The organism is bacterium (assembly GCA_040757115.1).
GTDB lineage: Bacteria > UBA9089 > CG2-30-40-21 > CG2-30-40-21 > SBAY01 > JBFLXS01.
Window position 1 is genome coordinate 1 of record JBFLYA010000070.1, and the last position, 17,618, is coordinate 17,618.

Annotated in this window: 9 protein-coding genes and 2 pseudogenes; all 11 read left to right on the forward strand. The window is 37.8% G+C overall.

From position 1 onward, the window contains the following. Positions 1-15: 15 nt before the first annotated feature. Positions 16-8,754 carry an RHS repeat-associated core domain-containing protein gene (locus AB1422_08070; protein ID MEW6619277.1) on the forward strand — a complete coding sequence of 2,913 codons (8,739 nt, stop codon included), beginning with the start codon at positions 16-18 and terminating at the stop codon, positions 8,752-8,754. After that, positions 8,744-8,986 carry a hypothetical protein gene (locus AB1422_08075; GenBank protein MEW6619278.1) on the forward strand — a complete coding sequence of 81 codons (243 nt, stop codon included), beginning with the start codon at positions 8,744-8,746 and terminating at the stop codon, positions 8,984-8,986. Before AB1422_08070 ends, AB1422_08075 begins: the two co-directional genes overlap by 11 nt. Before the next feature lie 338 nt (positions 8,987-9,324). Next, positions 9,325-10,800: an RHS repeat-associated core domain-containing protein gene (locus AB1422_08080; GenBank protein ID MEW6619279.1), complete on the forward strand. Its 1,476-nt coding sequence runs from the start codon at positions 9,325-9,327 to the stop codon at positions 10,798-10,800. 391 nt (positions 10,801-11,191) lie between these two features. Further along, positions 11,192-11,809: pseudogene (locus AB1422_08085) on the forward strand (RHS repeat-associated core domain-containing protein). A 540-nt stretch (positions 11,810-12,349) separates the two neighbouring features. Continuing rightward, positions 12,350-12,577 (forward strand): annotated as a pseudogene (locus tag AB1422_08090) (colicin E3/pyocin S6 family cytotoxin). A 39-nt stretch (positions 12,578-12,616) separates the two neighbouring features. Next, positions 12,617-12,853: a hypothetical protein gene (locus AB1422_08095; protein ID MEW6619280.1), complete on the forward strand. Its 237-nt coding sequence runs from the start codon at positions 12,617-12,619 to the stop codon at positions 12,851-12,853. A 254-nt stretch (positions 12,854-13,107) separates the two neighbouring features. After that, positions 13,108-14,538 carry an RHS repeat-associated core domain-containing protein gene (locus AB1422_08100; protein MEW6619281.1) on the forward strand — a complete coding sequence of 477 codons (1,431 nt, stop codon included), beginning with the start codon at positions 13,108-13,110 and terminating at the stop codon, positions 14,536-14,538. Positions 14,539-14,604: 66 nt separating this feature from the next. Beyond that, positions 14,605-15,702, forward strand: coding sequence for a hypothetical protein (locus AB1422_08105; protein ID MEW6619282.1), 1,098 nt, complete (start codon positions 14,605-14,607; stop codon positions 15,700-15,702). Next, positions 15,689-16,354 carry a hypothetical protein gene (locus AB1422_08110; protein MEW6619283.1) on the forward strand — a complete coding sequence of 222 codons (666 nt, stop codon included), beginning with the start codon at positions 15,689-15,691 and terminating at the stop codon, positions 16,352-16,354. Before AB1422_08105 ends, AB1422_08110 begins: the two co-directional genes overlap by 14 nt. 215 nt (positions 16,355-16,569) lie before the next feature. After that, positions 16,570-17,223 (forward strand): RHS repeat-associated core domain-containing protein, encoded by a 654-nt coding sequence (locus AB1422_08115; GenBank protein MEW6619284.1) that lies wholly within the window; start codon positions 16,570-16,572, stop codon positions 17,221-17,223. A 95-nt stretch (positions 17,224-17,318) separates the two neighbouring features. Next, the coding region (locus AB1422_08120; protein ID MEW6619285.1) for a hypothetical protein at positions 17,319-17,618 on the forward strand (300 nt) is incomplete at its 3' end.

Consider the following 17,618-nt stretch of genomic DNA (forward strand, 5'->3'; position numbering starts at 1 on the left):
AGGAGGTTGGTTAAAATGTTAAAACAAAATAAGAGTTGTAAGTATAAGAGAGAGAGAGATTACGAAAGAAAAGAAGTTTTAAGTGGAGGTTTTTTATGTTTTTTAAGCAGGCTGATAGTATTAATTGCCTGCTTTATTTTTGCCTTGTCAGATAAGGCTTATAGCGATACTTATGAATCTTCACAAAATAGTCCTATCTCGGCGATAGCTCCTTTATCCTTTGGTAGTGGTCCTCTACCACAGGCATCAGATTTTCAAACCCGGATACAGGGTAATGGAGCAAATTTATATACCGGGGATATGAATTTACCTATTCCTTTATTTACAGTGCCAGGCAGAGGTGGTCTAAATTACCCGATTAACCTTTCTTATCAAGCCGGGATTAAAGTTGACCAGGGGGCATCCTGGGTTGGGTTGGGCTGGGATTTAATACCAGAAGCGATTACTCGAAATGTAATCGGTTACCCCGATGACTACTTAAAAAGTGAAGCTGAACTTAAAATCTCTGAAAAAAAATTTATAAAAAATATCGATGGATTTCTATACACAACTGATACAACCTCCTATGTTATCGAGAATGATCCTAATGTATATGTAGCTTATGATAATAATTTCTATGGAACTCCTCGTGGTACACAATTAAAAAGTTATTCCTTCTCTCTTCAGGAACCTGCAAGTATCAAGATTAATGCTACATGTAGACATCAATATCCCACAAATTATTATTGGTATGAACTTACTATCATATTTGATGGAGAAAAAGTATTATATTATGATGCTTACCTGGGGCCAGAAACTCATTATTACTGGAAAGATTTCACCGTAAATGTTGACTATGTTGCTCCAGGAAGTCATACTGTTGAATGGTGGATGTATGCTCGTAAAGAAGGTGACAGTAATGGTGCTGAGATGAAAGATGCCAAGATAGAAGCTGTTAAACATGTTTGTGATACAGCTACTCCAGATGTTTTTTCTCTATCAGGAAAAAGATTAATTATGACTGGCAATCCGAATAATCGTAAATTTCATCTACAAAAGACTCAAGGTAGAACCTCATCTGAGTTACAAATAGATGATGCCATTAAAATTGAGTATGGGACTGATTCTGCTACTGGTGTTATTAATTTCTTTATAGTTACTGCCGTAGATGGAACTAAATACATCTATAATTATCCAGTGTATATAAAAAATCAAAACTCAAATTCTATCACAAAAGAGGGGAAGAATACACAGTTAGGTACTACCATATATTACAAAAGCAAAATTACTACTACAACTTTTAATAAGCCTTATCCTTATGCCTGGTTATTAACCGCTATCCTTTCTCCAGATTACATAGATGTGAATAATAACCATCTCCCTGATTTAGAAGATAGTGGTAATTGGATAAGGTTTAATTATGTCAAAGATGCCACTGATTATCGTTTTAAATACCCTTATAGTGGAGATTATACCGATGCACCGTTTGGTGGTAATATGGCTATTGAAAGTTTGCGGGAATTATTTCATCTTGAATCCATTGAGACACCTACACATATCGCCTATTTTGATGTGGCTACTGATAGACAGGATGTTAGAGAATATAATGGTGCCAGACATCCGGTAAGATTAAAAGAGGTGAGATTATATCATCGAAATACCTTTGATCTAAATAACCCGGATGCAGTTATCCAGAGTACCTATTTTGATTATGATTATTCCTTATGTCAAGGGACACCAGATTCCGCAAGTGGTAAACTAACATTACAAAACATTACTCAATATGGTCAAGGTGGTAAGGCAAAGGGTGAGGCTTTACCACCAACAGCCTTTACCTATCACCCAGATAACCCAAATTGGGATAAATACAAATGGGACTGCTGGGGATATTATTACGAGAATGGCTCTGAAGGGAATCATAACCTTGAAGGTAAATCAGATGGATTAAAACCCTGGGCCTGGTCTGTGAGCAAAGTAATTTTGCCTACCGGAGGTTCTATTGAATGGGAATATGAATCAGATGATTATGGCATTGAAGGGGAAAGTAAAGTAAAATATGGCGGTGGAGTTAGGATTAGAACAGTAACAACTGATGATGGCTTAGGGAATAAATTCTCTACAAGATATTTATATAAGACGAATGATGTCGATTGGAGTAATAGTAACAGTAGTGGATTTGCTTCGGTAGAGCCTCCGCCATTTTCTACTTCAACTCCTTCTCTTTATACCCTTGAGTCTCCTCAAGAACAATCTTATGTGGGCTATAAGAAAGTAACTGCTATTCCGGGATATGAGTCCCATACCCCTACTAAAACTTCTCATGGTTATATAGTTCGTGAATTTACCGGGTGGCAAGAAAAAACTGTGCTGTATGATGGTCCTAGTTGGAAAATAGAAAATGATTTTCAGTGGCGATGTATAAAAACACTTAATATTAAATTAGACCATAAAGCAAAACTCAAAATTAGCTGCTATGGAATACAAACTAATGGGGATTATGCCTATCAAGTCAAGATAATAGTAGACGGTAACGAGGTATATTCTCAATATGTTGGGGGAAGAACATATAATGATGTGGGGCGACGTTTTACAACAAAAGAAATAGAAGTTTCTCCAGGTGCTCATAAAATTGAATTCTGGGGAGAAGCGGATAAATATGTTGCCTATCTGAGTAATTTTAGTATATTTTGGGATTATTATCAGGATATAGAATATAAAAGGGGAATACTAAAAACTACTAAATTTTATGACTCTTTAAACAATCTTACTAAATCAGTAGAATATAGCTATAAATTTGATGAACAGGTAAAATGGTCAAACGACAAAGAAAATTTAACCAGTGGCTGGGCAAAACTGGATAAGGTAGAGACAACTATTGATGGCATCACTACCACCACAGAATACGAATATCATCCCGCTAACGGCTTAATTAGTAAGAAGATTGAAAGAGGTAATAATGAGGATAGAATCACTCAAATTACCTATGCTTTTGACCCATATCCTATTCCTAATGGTAGTTTTGAAAGTTGGGATGGAAAATCACCTATAGATTGGACAAGCAATGGATTTATTCCATCAGATGAAGCCCCTGAAGGTTTAAGAGATGCTTACGAAGGTGTCAGGAGTGCTTGTAGTGTTCTTTCATTTGGTAATATTATTCCTACTCTATTAATAGGCCTTATTTGTGAAATTCGAGATGATTCAAATAATTTGCTTACAACGGTCTATTATCGTGAGGATGACTTAACAGATAATTGGAGAGAGTTTACAATAAATTTAAACCAATTTAAAGGCAAAAGGGGTAGAATTATCTTTTATGGACTTAACAACAATACCCTTACTTCTGATCTTTTCGACTTAGACGGTAATCTTAAGTTTTGGGGCAAAAAGTTTCGTGGCAAAATAGAAAACAAAAACTATCTTGCTGTTTTTGTTGATTGCTGTGAAATTACAGGTTCTACTCAACCATATAGTAATAATATGAAGACTAAACATATGTTAAGTCAAATATATAAGAAAGCAATTTATGATAATAATGCCCTGGTAGATTTATCTATAACTTCCTGGAGTGATAATTTTGATAGTGGACAGATATATCCCAAAACAAGCTACAAATGGTTGGATAAGAATAAAGATGGTCAATTTCTTACTCAATATCAGGAGCTTGACGATAACCCTGAACTTATCTGTACCTCAAGATTCCTAAAATACGATGCTTACGGTAACTTACTCAAAGAAGTAGATACCAATAATGGCACTACTACATATTTCTATGGTGATAATTCCAAACCTTATAAAGAACCTGAAGCTGACGGTACATACAATGATATTAATGGCGGTGGTTACTTCGCACATGCCTATCTTACCGCAGTTCAAAATGCCTTAGGACATACTGCTACTACTTTCTACAACCACGATACGACTATTGGAACTGTCACAGATGCTAATGGTGTTTCTACCATTTATCTCTATGATAATTTTGGCAGATTGAAAAAGGAAGTAAAACCAGGTGATACTATTGAGTCGCCTACGGTAGAGTATGATTATTACTATGCCCTCACCAAAGGTTTGCTTGGCTATGTCAAGCATGAGAAGCCTACTCCTTATGAATCCTCTCCTCCCTTTCCACTTTCTCCTTCTCCTCCACAAGAGGAATCACAGAACGCTAATCTGAATATGATAACTATCTGGCAAAAACTCGAAGGGACTAAAACTATCCAGGTTAGAAAACATTATGATGGTTTAGGAAGATTACTTCGCACTGAAGCTGAAAATACTAATAATAGTTCTATTGAATCTTATTCCCAAAAATGGGAAAAGGACTGGAGTAGTTGTCAGCTAAGTAATATCACTACTGAAAATGAAAATTTAGTCTTAGCAAAGTTCACCGGAGGATATAATTATCTCTCGGTTTATGCGGAGACTCGACATGGAAGTAGCTATGAGTATAACCTTTCTCTATCAGATTCCAGTTATAAAATGGACAAATGGTGGAGGACAAATCTTCAACAACATCGCAGTTATGATAATGGAACAGCTATAGATTATGTTAATAATGTGCTTCGAATAAGGTTTCGTTGTGATGGTAGTAAGTGGACTCATAAGGCTTATTATGGTGCTACATATCATGTTGAAGGTAACAAGTATTACAATCAAGGCACTGTCATCTCTCAGCCTATATACTGTGGAGAGGTAGGCTCCTGGGGTAAGTTTGAGACAGAGGTAGAGGGGCATATTTTCTGGAGGCTTCCCCAAGGTATGTGTATAATGCCGCCTTTGGGAGGTTGGGGACCATCAATAACCTTTTATACCCAAAGTAGTGATAATGGGATAGATTGGGAAGACTGGCAACAGGTAGCCGATGGAGATGATGGAATTAAGTCTTCCGTTAAGCGATATATTCGTTGGAAGGCTTCTTTTCTTGAAAGTGAAGGGAAAACTGCTGTTTTAAAAAATGTTATTATAAACTGGAATATAAAAGTAGATAATGACATCATTAGCGATATTGAATACAATAAATTGGGTTTAAAAGAAAAAGTATTTAAACCCTATATCGAGAAAGAAGGGAGAGGAGGATATACCAACTACATCTATGAGTCAAACCCATTAGCCCGTATCTCTCAGGTGATTTATCCAGATAATAGCACGGTGACAACTTCATATAGTAACGACGGTCAGAATCGCATAGTTACTGTGAAGGATGAAAATAACCAGTGGACGCAAACTAAATTCGATAAATTAGGGAATATGATTGAGAAACAAACTGACTCTATTGATGGTATTACCTTCAATAACTCTACTACCTATGAATACGACATACTGGGCAATCTTCTTAAAGTATCTGACCCTAAAGGAAATACAACTGAATTTAGGTATGATACATTAGGCCAACTTATCAAAAAGAACCATCCTGATACGGGCATAACCGAATATCGTTACGATAATAATGGCAATCTGCAGTTTAAACGAGATGCATTGCATACCCAAGAAGGTTTATGGGTAGAATATCGTTATGACCTCCTCAATAGACTTACCCAAAAAGGTGTCCTTAACTACTCTGGAGATAATCCCTATGAGGCACAAAACTTTGAGTCAAAGGTAGATTACCTCTATGACGGTAAGCATTCTTATGCACCTCAAGGGGATAACTATCCCATCGGTAACCTTACCCGAATGATAGATGGGGTAGGGACAACGACCTATTACTATGATGTTAGAGCCAGATTGGTCAGACAGGAACAGTTCCTTAGTGGTGCTAACTATGTTACCAGATATTCATATGATTCTGGAGATAATATCATATCCATCACCGACCCGGCGGGTAAAGTAACTAATTACTCTTATAACCACCTCAATCAACTTACTTCACTCAATATTAACGACATCGGTTCTGTTACATATACCTATACCCCAGAATCTGCGGTAGATAATATTAACTTTGCTAATGGCATCACCACTAAATACTCATATTATCCGCGTGGTTGGATAAAGATAATTGATACCCAAAAAGCCAGTAACCTTATCTTTCAACGATTATTTACTTATGACCCATCTGGTAATCTCAAACAGGAATATTCAGACGCTACCGGGACGACAGCATTTGCCAATTATACCTATGATAACCTGAATAGACTTACGGCTATAGAGTATACACCCGTAGATTATAAAGATATAACCTATGGATATGATAAAGCAGGAAATCGACTTAGCTCACAGGTTCAATCTGAGCCAGTCCGTAACTATATCTATACCTCTAATCGCCTTAAATCAGATGGGGTTTATAGTTATGAGTATTATCCAAATGGTAATCTGAAGTCTAAATCAGGTCAAGGAGAGGTTATTACTTATTACTATGATTATGAGAATAATCTGATTATGATTGGTAAAAATGGATTTTTGGAAGAGCGGTATGTATATGATGGGGATGGAAGACGGGTAGAGAAGATAAAAGGCGAGGATGTTACTATATACCATTATGACCTTTCAGATAGGGTATTATGTGAGATGAAGGGAAAGACAGAGGTTAAACAAACAGTTTCTTTAAAATATAATATTTCTAAGACCGATTATCAATGGATAGAAACTACACAGGCTACCGGTATAACCGGAGATGACCAGACGATATTGTTTAATCTACCATTTAAGTTCAAGTTTTATGGCTATGAGTATGATAAGGTCTATGTCTGTAGTAATGGTTTTTTAAGTTTTACCTCAAATTCAAGGAGATATAGGGCAGATAACATCCCTAATTCAAGTGACCCAAATGCCTTAGTCGCACCATTCTGGCGGGATTTAGACCCAAGAAAAGGAGGCAGCATTACTTACATAAGTAATAATGAGAGACTTGTCGTTAGCTGGGATAATGTCTCTCTTTATTCACCACGAGGTAATTACCAGACATTTCAGGTTATACTTAATAAAGATGGCACGATTACATTTCAGTATAAAGACTTGCAAGGAGTGGACGAGAGAGTTGTAGTTGGGATAGAAAATCAAGCAGGGAGTGAAGGAGAGGCGTATGATTGGAATTCACTTGAAAATGGTCTGGCACTAAAGATTCAAGCACTAACAGGCAAAGAGGCTATTCCAAAAGAAGAGGTTAAATATGAGATGGCGGAGATTAACTATGACTGGATAGAAACTGATACACCATCCGGGATTATCTATGATGATCAGAACGAACCTTTTAACTTACCATTTACCTTTAGTTACTATGGCAAGGATTACGATAAGGTAAATGTATGCAGTAATGGTTTCTTGAGTTTTACATCAAGAAGCACGGCTTATTGGTCATACTGGCTAAACATTCCTGACAATCAGGACCCAAATGCCATGATAGCACCATTTTTTAGAGACCTGAATCCAGGAGTTGGTGGTAAGATTACATATAAGGATTTAGGTGATAAGTGGGTAATGAGTTGGGAAGATATACCGTTGTACTGGCCACGGGATAAAAAAGAGACATTTCAGGTAATACTGAATGTAGACGGTTCGATTATATTTCAGTATAAAGACCTACAACATGTAGATTCTTATGTAAAAGCAGGGATAGAAGATGAGCGAGGAAAGGAAGGAATAGGAATTAGTCAGACATCACTTGCCAATGGCAAGGCTTATGAGATAGTGCGGGTAGTCCAGAAGTTAGAATCACCACCTGCAGAGAAGGTAACTATTACCAGTAAGACCTCGTATGTCTATGGTAATGGGCAGTTAGTGGCGAAGCTACAGGAAGAACCAATTAACTCTGCTCCCAAGATTTATTACTACCATAATGACCACTTAGGTTCAGCAAGGGTGATTACGGATAAGGACGGCAAGGTAGTCGAGCAGTATTTCTATTATCCCTTTGGTGGTGGCGGACCTGCGGGCGGACCGACATTTACTGGCAAGGAGCTGGATGACAGCGGCCTATTCTACTTCGGCGCCAGATACTACGACCCGGCATTGGGGAGGTTTATCTCACCGGATCCAATACAGGTGCCAGGAGAGAATATCTATGTCTATTGTGCCAACAATCCATTGAAGTATGTAGACCCAAATGGGGAATGGTTCTGGGAAGTTGTACATTTCTTATGGAATGTTTACAGAGCTTATACAATTGGTAGGTCGATTTACAATGCATATCAATACGGTGGCTGGGAATATGCATTAATGAGTGCTGGTAGTAGCTGGATGTTTAATCAATTCAGTGCGGGGATAAGTGCAGGAATAGATTTTGGTGATTGGGGAGGAGCATTAGGAGATATACTTGAGTTAAGTGTAGAAAGGGCGATATACGGCGGAGTAGGAGCAGCGATGTATGGTGGAGATTTCTGGGAAGGGGCAAAAGCAGGCGCAATTAGTGGTGCTAAATTCGGTGCGATAGGATACCTCGTTGGTAATCCTGCTGACCCAACTGATTCATGCTATGGAGTTAATTCCTTTGTAGGAGGAGTAATAGGAAAAGAAGTAATAAAAAGAGCTCCGAGAGCATGGAATCTACTAAAAAATGTGATAAATAAGATTAAGGGGAAATTTGGGAAGGGGGAAGCAAAGTGGCAATTTGGGAAGGATAAGTCTTTAACTAAATGGCAAAATCAAATGAGAACCAGAGGTTGGACTGAGAAACAAATTACTGAAGCAATAGAAAGAGGAATTCGTGTGCCAGCAGTTAATAAAATAAATCCAGCAAATGGAGCAACTCGCTTTATTCATCCAGAAACTGGAAAATCAGTCGTTATTGATAATGTAACTAAAGAAATTATACATATTGGAGGGAAAGGTTTTGTCTATTAAGAATGAAAAAAAAGAAGAGATATATATCCCATTACTAAATGAGGGAGTTGATGTTTTTAGACCTACTTTGGGTATTGAAATAGAGAAAAATATTTTTAAAGTGCTTCCAATAGAAAAATATGATCCAGAAGATGAAAGATGGAAATTTTTGCCTGGAAGTATTGTTAGATGTAAAAAAGAGATTCGGGAAGGAAAAGAGATATTAATTGCAACAGAACTCCAGAACTCCTGACAGGAGGATGAAGATCGCATCTTGAATTGTGAATTGACATGTTACATAACTTATTGTTAATAAAAGGAATAGAGTGGTGAAAATTGGGGTTAGGCTTCGAGCAGAATTAACTAAATTGCTCTTTGAAAACTTAAGACACGGATTACACTGATTTATGGTCGGGGATAGGGTCGGGGTCGGGGATAGGGTCGGGGTCGGGGATAGGGTCGCATCTTGAATTGGGGTCGGGGATAGGGTCGGTCGGGGATAGGGTCGCATCTTGAATTGTGAATTGTTAATAAAGGAATAGTAAAATTTACTTTTTCTTTCCTAAATTGCTCTTTGAAAATTAAGCATCCATGATAATAGAGATAGCACCATTTTTTAGAGACCTGAATCCAAGAGCTGGTGGTAAGATTACTTATAAGGATTTAGGTGATAAGTGGGTAATGAGTTGGGAAGATATACCGTTGTACTGGCCACGGGATAAAAAAGAGACATTTCAGGTAATACTGAATGTAGACGGTTCGATTATATTTCAGTATAAAGACTTGCAACGCGTAGATTCCTGGGTAAAAGCAGGGATAGAAGATGAGCGAGGAAAAGAGGGAATAGGAATTAGTCAGACATCACTTGCCAATGGCAAGGCATACGAGATAGTGCGGGTAGTCCAGAAGTTAGAATCACCACCGGCAGAGAAGGTAACTATCACCAGTAAGACCTCGTATGTCTATGGAAATGGGCAGTTAGTAGCAAAGTTACAGGAAGAGCCAATTGGCTCTTCACCGAAGGTGTATTACTACCATAATGACCACTTAGGCTCGGCGCGAGCAATTACTGATAAAGATGGGAAGGTAGTCGAGCAGTATTTCTATTATCCCTTTGGTGGTGGCGGACCTGTCGGTGGACCGACATTTACTGGCAAGGAGCTGGATGATAGCGGCCTCTTCTACTTCGGCGCCAGATACTATGACCCGGCATTGGGTAGATTCATTACCCCAGACCCAATTCAAGCCGCAGGCCAAAATCTGTATGTCTATTGTTACAACAATCCGCTTGGCTATGTTGATCCGAATGGTGAGTGGGCTTTTATTCCATTCCTGATTAGTGTATTTAAAGTCTACTCAATTGCCAGTACCATTTATAATATCTATCAAGGATATAAATATGGAGGTTTTGAAGGAGCCATACAGGCAGGAATGGTAAGTTTTGCCAGTTGGATGCTAACCAGTAGTATTGACTTTGGCAATGAACTCTGGCAAGATATGTTGGAGGGAGCATTATCAGGGGCGATAAGTGGGGGCATAAGTGCCTTAGTCTACGGTGGAGATTTTGGTAAGGCTATGTATCAAGGCGCTGGCTGGGGTGCTGCTGGCGGTGCAATTGGTCATTGGGCTGAAAAAGTAATGGAATCTTATGAAAATGCACCAAAAGATGAGGCAACATTGTATGCGTGGGATAAACCAGAACCAGGGAAGGGGAGGTGGCCACATGCTTCAGTAGAATTTGAAGGTGGATATGAAAGTTTATATCCTGGTAAGAAAATGAGTTTAGCTGATGATAAAGAAATTCACAAGGATAAGCCAGAAACATTATATAAGCCTCACAATAAGGATATGATAGTAAAAGGCCTTGATAAGAATAAAATTAGTAAAATAGATAAAGCGTGGACTCCATACAGCTATAATTGCGCAGATCATGCTCAAGCAGTATTACAGGCTGGGGGCGCACAATTCTTGCCGAAATTGTTCATAAATACTCCTAATAGCCTTTACTATAGAGTCCAAATAAGAAGAGCATGGCGAACATTTTTATACGGAAAACAAGAATGGTAATAAAGTTCTATTAGTCAGAGGAATAATATGCAAAAACATTTTTTTAACATCTTTTGGATTTTTTTAATTTTTACTATTGGTTGTACACATAGTTATAAATCAAACTCTGATCTTAATAAGGTTTATCTACTTGAAGAGATAGGACTTGGAACTTACTTTTATGGTGATTCATATAACCAAGGGCGAGAATGGGGGTCGCATCTTGAATTGTGAATTGACATTTTACATAACTTATTGTTAATAAAGGAATAGTAAAATTTACTTTTTCTTCTCTTAATTGCTCTTTGAAAATTAAACATCTCTGATAATAGAAATTGCACCATTTTTTAGAGACCTGAATCCATCTAAAGGCGGTAAGATTACATATAAGGATTTAGGTGATAAGTGGGTAATGAGTTGGGAAGATGTACCGTTGTACTGGCCAAGGGATAAAAAAGAGACATTTCAGGTAATACTGAATGTAGACGGTTCGATTATATTTCAGTATAAAGACCTACAACATGTAGATTCTTATGTAAAAGCAGGGATAGAAGATGAGCGAGGAAAAGAGGGAATAGGAATTAGTCAGACATCACTTGCCAATGGCAAGGCATACGAGATAGTGCGGGTAGTCCAGAAGTTAGAATCGCCACCGGCAGAGAAGGTAACTATCACCAGTAAGACCTCGTATGCCTATGGCAATGGGCAATTAGTGGCGAAGCTACAGGAAGAACCAATTAACTCTGCTCCCAAGATTTATTACTACCATAATGACCACTTAGGCTCAGCAAGGGTAATTAGTGACAAGGATGGCAAGGTAGTCGAGCAATATTTCTATTATCCCTTTGGTGGTGGTGGACCGGTTGGTGGACCTACTTTTACTGGCAAGGAGCTGGATGACAGCGGCCTGTTCTACTTCGGCGCCAGATACTATGACCCTGCATTAGGGAGATTTATAACTCCCGATTCAGTTCAAATCCCAGCAGATAATCTCTATGTCTACTGTGCTAATAATCCGCTCACAAATATAGACCCGAATGGAGAATTCTGGCAATTTATATGGGCAGCATGGAAGTTTTATACTGCGGTTAAAACCCTTTATAATGTCTATGAGGCATATCAATACGGTGGATGGGATGCAGCTTTAATGAGTGCTGGTAGTAGCTGGATGTTTAATCAATTCAGTGCTGGGATAAGTGCAGGGATAAATTTTGGAGACTGGGGTGGTCCATTAGGAGATATATTTGAATTAGGAGTAGAAGGGGCGATAACTGGTGGCATAAGCTCATTAATGTATGGTGGTGATTTCTGGGAAGGGGCAAGAACAGGAGCTATTTCTGGAGTTGGCTCTGGAATAGCAAATGCTTTATTACCTATTTTAGGTGCAGTACCTACTGCAGAGAAAGAGACAATTATTAGCGATCCAGTTGATCCAACAGATTTCTTGGGAGCTGGAAAGATAGTTGTTGGAGGAATAAAAACAGTTCTTGTTGGTGGGGGTAAAGTAATAGGCAAAGGTATAGGTAAAATCGGTGGAAGAGTTATAGGAAAAGGAGCGGCAAAAGAAGGTGTAACTAAAGCTCAAAGTCCAGTTTGGAAAGAATTTAAAACTTTTAGGGGAGGAATTAAAACCTCTGGTAAAGGAAGGAATAAAGAATACTATAAGTGGGACCACACTCATAACCATATTGAGGTTTATGATAGGTACGGTAATCATAAAGGTGTAATGGATCCAATTACTGGTGTGATAGATAGATCAAAACAAGTCCCGGGAAGAACGATTAAAGATGAATTATAAAGTGATTGAATGGTATAATAAAGTAAAAAGGGGGAAAGAATGTTTGAACATTGTTGTAAGATGATGAATTTTCATATTAATCATGAAGACAAGATAATTCAGTATTGGTCTAAATTCAGAGAATATGTAATCAAAATTCCTGAGGTACTTGGAGGAGGAGGTTTAGTAATGAATTATTGTCCGTGGTGTGGGAAAAAGCTGCCGAAGTCACTACGGGATAAGATATTTGAGGAAAATCAAAAAAAGGGATTAGATCTCTTTGGTTGTCCTGAATAAATAGAATGGTAATTAGGGTCAGCCGTGAATGTGGAAGGCGTAGAATAGGGCGTAGAATAGGGTCGGGCGTAGAATAGGGTCGCATCTTGAATTGTGAATTGTTAATAAAGGAATAGTAAAATTTACTTTTTTTTCCTTAATTGTTCTTTGAAAATTAAGCATCCCTGATAATAGAGATAGCACCATTTTTTAGAGACCTGAATCCAGGAGATGGTGGTAAGATTACATATAAGGATTTAGGTGATAAATGGGTAATGAGTTGGGAAGATGTACCGTTGTACTGGCCAAGTGATAAAAAAGAGACATTTCAGGTAATACTGAATGTAGACGGTTCGATTATATTTCAGTATAAAGACCTACAACATGTAGATTCTTATGTAAAAGCAGGGATAGAAGATGAGCGAGGAAAAGAGGGAATAGGAATTAGTCAGACATCACTTGCCAATGGCAAGGCATACGAGATAGTGCGGGTAGTCCAGAAGTTAGAATCGCCACCGGTACAGAAAGTAACAATCACCAGCAAGACTTCATACATCCATGCCAATGGGCAATTGGTAGCAAAACTGCATGAAGAACCTCTCGGCGCATCTGCTAAAATTTACTACTACCACAACGACCACTTAGGTTCACCACGGGCTATTACGGATAAAGATGGTAAGGTGGTAGAGAATTATTTTTACTACCCATTTGGCTCTGGAGGTCCTGTTGGCGGACCGACATTTACTGGCAAGGAGCTGGATGATAGCGGCCTGTTCTACTTTGGCGCCAGATACTATGACCCGGCACTGGGGAGATTCATTACCCCAGACCCGATTCAAGCCGCAGGCCAAAATCTGTATGTCTATTGCTACAACAATCCGCTTGGCTATGTTGATCCGAATGGTGAGTGGGCTTTTATTCCATTCCTGATTAGTGCCTTTAAAGTCTATTCAGTTGCAAGTGCAATCTATAATGTCTACCAGGGATATAAATATGGAGGTTTTGAAGGGGCATTACAGGCAGGAATGGTAAGTGTAGCCTGTTGGGCATTTACCAGTGGGATTGACTTTGGAAATGAACTCTGGCAAGATATGTTGGAGGGAGCATTATCAGGGGCGATAAGTGGTGGCATAAGTGCCGCGGTATATGGTGGAGATTTTGGCAAGGCTATGTACCAGGGTGCAGCCTGGGGTGCTGCTGGCGGTGCAATTGGTCATTGGGCTGAGAAAATGTGGGGAAAATACCAAAATGCACCAAAAGATGAGGCAACATTGTATGCGTGGGAATCTGAAGGTGATTGGCCTCATGCCTCAGTAGATATTGAAGGGAAACAAGGACAATACCCAGGTTATCAAAGTGCTTATCCATTCCCTGAAGGTAAAAATCGTCCTTTTGATAATAGTGAGAAAGGAGTTGTGTTTAAACTTTATAAAGAGGATGTAAATAGCCATCTTCCAAACCCGAAAGAAATAGTAATAAAAGGTGTAAATAAATCAGCAATGCACAGCTTTTTCCCAAAGGGAGGACCTGTATGGAAAGCATATACCTACAATTGTGCTGATTACGCCCAGGCAGTGTTACAAGCAGGAGGAGCACGATTCTTACCAAAACTATTTATAAATTCACCAAGAAGTCTGTATTATAGAGCCCAAATAAGAAGAGCATGGCGAACATTTTTATACGGTCCACAAGAATGGCAAAAATGAAAGTAAGCCCCGTGTGTTTTACATACAAAGGGTTTACTTTTTGGAGGTAAGAGAAAAGTTAAGGTAATGAAGAAAGAGATGTTAATACCTGTATTAATATTAACACTAATCATATCAATACTTATTCCAAAACAAACTTATGGAGAAGATGTTAAAGTGTATAATAAAATTCTTCTTATCACTTCTCAAGGAAAGTTATTAATAGATTTAATAACTGGTAAGATAGATACTTCTACAGAGCAAGAATCTCTTTTTCTCATAGATCCTTCTTGGGACATTTTGAAGGAAAGAGGTATGAATATAGATAGTTTAAGAAAGGAAGGGTGTCTTTTTCACTCCAATCTTTCCTATCATATTTTAAAAGATATAAATTATATAACCCATAACTATCCTGATGATAATAAAATAGTTGTTAGATTATTAGATAAAAATAATAATATGTTATATAAAAAAGAGCTATTTACCAATTTATCAAAAGATGTTAACCATGTAATATATCTTTCTTTTGATAGCAATTTGCTTTTTTTATTACGGGAGGATTGGAAACAGCGTAAAAGTTGTATAGATATTTTTCTATTAAAAGAGGGAAAGAAAATAGATACTATTTATAGAAATTTTCATATTTATTATCGTTATAAACCAAGGTTTTCAAAAAATGGTAAACTTTGGATATATTACGATCCTAAAGAAAAAAAGGTGTTATTGTATGACTTAGAAAAAAAAGAAGCTTGTCATTTGCCAAATTGTAACGGGGGGATTCCGATTAATCATAATGAATCTATTATTTACAAGGAAATCTACAAAAGGCGAAATATACTTGATATACTTTACAGAGATAAGCCTTTTGAATATAAATTTTTTAAATATAATAGAATAACCAATCAAAGAGAAAATTTGAATATAGATAATGTGAAAGGATTTATAGTAGAAATGGGAATTTCTCCAGATGGAAAGTATCTTGCAATTATTCATAGAATGGAGTGGAATAGAGAATATAGAAGGAGATATTATAAGATGATTCCAAGAGTCATCATTAAGGTTTATGATTTTGAGGATAAAAAGGTTGTAGTTGACTTTGATGGTTTAGAATTTTTTGAGAATGGTTTAGGAATAGGTGATTTTCATATTAAATGGATAGAAGAAGAAAAAGATGATAGTTTATAGAACTTACTTAAATTACAAGACTTATGACAAAAAGTTACTAATAAAAAGGAGAAGATGTAAAAAAGAGAAAATGAAGAAGGTAATATTGTTAACATTGGTTTTGATTATATTTTTATCAACTAATAATGTATATGCAATAGAGGAAGAATTGAAATCTGGTGTAAGTTTTACTATAGGATATACTCATGTTAAAGAAATCTGGGAAAAAAAGTCTCTTCCTCCTCTCCCTCCTCCTCCTTTTTCATTTGAAGATACCTACTATCTAAAATTTAGTTCTGATAAAGGTACTTCTATCAAAATAGGATTCAAGCAATTCCTTAAATTACCTATTCCATTAATGGGAGAGGTAGAATATCTTTCTCTTCATACTATAGAGTCCTTTAATTATTTATGTTCTGTTAATTATTTATGTTCTGTTGGTATAGCCCACTTCTTGAAGAAGGGTACTGTTTATATTGGTATTGGCTATTATACTCCAGATATTGGCTCAGGTAAGATGGGTTGTCATGTGCTTATAGAAGGAAAGAAGGCTCTGACTAAAAATCTGAATCTGATTCTGGAAGGAAGATTGAGGAAAGTGGATAGTTATTCTTCCGATAATAGTAAAATTGATCTTTCTGGATATACCATTTCAATAGGGATTGGAGAGTAGATTAGCGCAGGATGAAGGTCGCATCTTGAATTGTGAATTGATATTTTACATAACTTATTGTTAATAAAAGGAATAGTAAAATTTAGTTTTTCTTTACTAAATTGCTCTTTGAAAATTAAACATCCCTGATAATAGAGATTGCACCATTTTTTAGAGACCTGAATCCATCTAAAGGCGGTAAGATTACATATAAGGATTTAAGTGATAAGTGGGTAATGAGTTGGGAAGATGTACCGTTGTACTGGCCAGGTGATAAAAAAGAGACATTTCAGGTAATACTGAATGTAGACGGTTCAATAATATTTCAGTATAAAGACTTGCAACGCGTAGATTCCTGGGTAAAGGCAGGGATAGAAGATGAGCGAGGAAAAGAGGGAATAGGAATTAGTCAGACATCACTTGCCAATGGCAAGGCTTATGAGATAGTGCGGGTAGTCCAGAAGTTAGAATCACCACCGGCAGAGAAGGTAACTATCACCAGTAAGACCTCGTATGCCTATGGCAATGGGCAGTTAGTGGCAAAGCTACAGGAAGAACCAATTAACTCTGCTCCCAAAATTTATTACTACCATAACGACCACTTAGGTTCAGCAAGGGTGATTACGGATAAAGATGGCAAGGTAGTTGAGCAGTATTTCTATTATCCCTTTGGTGGTGGCGGACCTGTAGGTGGGCCGACATTTACCGGCAAGGAGCTGGATGACAGCGGCCTGTTCTACTTCGGCGCTAGATACTATGACCCGGCATTGGGGAGATTCATTACCCCAGACCCGATTCAAGCCGCAGGCCAAAATCTGTATGTCTATTGCTACAACAATCCGCTTGGCTATGTTGACCGAATGGTGAGTGGGCTTTTATTCCATTCCTGATTAGTGTATTTAAAGTCTACTCAATTGCCAGTACCATTTATAATATTTATCAAGGATATGAACATGGAGGTTTTGAAGGTGCATTACAGGCAGGAATGGTAAGTTTTGCCAGTTGGATGGTAACCAGTAGTATTGACTTTGGAAATGAACTCTGGCAAGATATGTTGGAGGGAGCATTATCAGGGGCGATAAGTGGGGGCATAAGTGCAGCGGTATATGGGGGAGACTTTGGTAAGGCAATGTATCAAGGTGCTGGTTGGGGTGCTGTTGGCGGTGCAATTGGTCATTGGGCTGAAAAAGTAATGGAATCTTATGAAAATGCACCAAAAGATGAGGCAACATTGTATGCGTGGGATAAACCAGAACCAGGGAAGGGGAGGTGGCCACATGCTTCA

Excerpts from the sequence above, each read along its gene's own strand:
- AB1422_08070 (MEW6619277.1), top strand. The coding sequence starts at position 16 with ATGTTAAAACAAAATAAGAGTTGTAAGTATAAGAGAGAGAGAGATTAC.
- AB1422_08080 (MEW6619279.1), top strand. The coding sequence starts at position 9,325 with ATGATAATAGAGATAGCACCATTTTTTAGAGACCTGAATCCAAGAGCT.
- AB1422_08095 (MEW6619280.1), top strand. The coding sequence starts at position 12,617 with ATGTTTGAACATTGTTGTAAGATGATGAATTTTCATATTAATCATGAA.
- AB1422_08100 (MEW6619281.1), top strand. The coding sequence starts at position 13,108 with ATGAGTTGGGAAGATGTACCGTTGTACTGGCCAAGTGATAAAAAAGAG.
- AB1422_08105 (MEW6619282.1), top strand. The coding sequence starts at position 14,605 with ATGAAGAAAGAGATGTTAATACCTGTATTAATATTAACACTAATCATA.
- AB1422_08110 (MEW6619283.1), top strand. The coding sequence starts at position 15,689 with ATGATAGTTTATAGAACTTACTTAAATTACAAGACTTATGACAAAAAG.
- AB1422_08115 (MEW6619284.1), top strand. The coding sequence starts at position 16,570 with ATGAGTTGGGAAGATGTACCGTTGTACTGGCCAGGTGATAAAAAAGAG.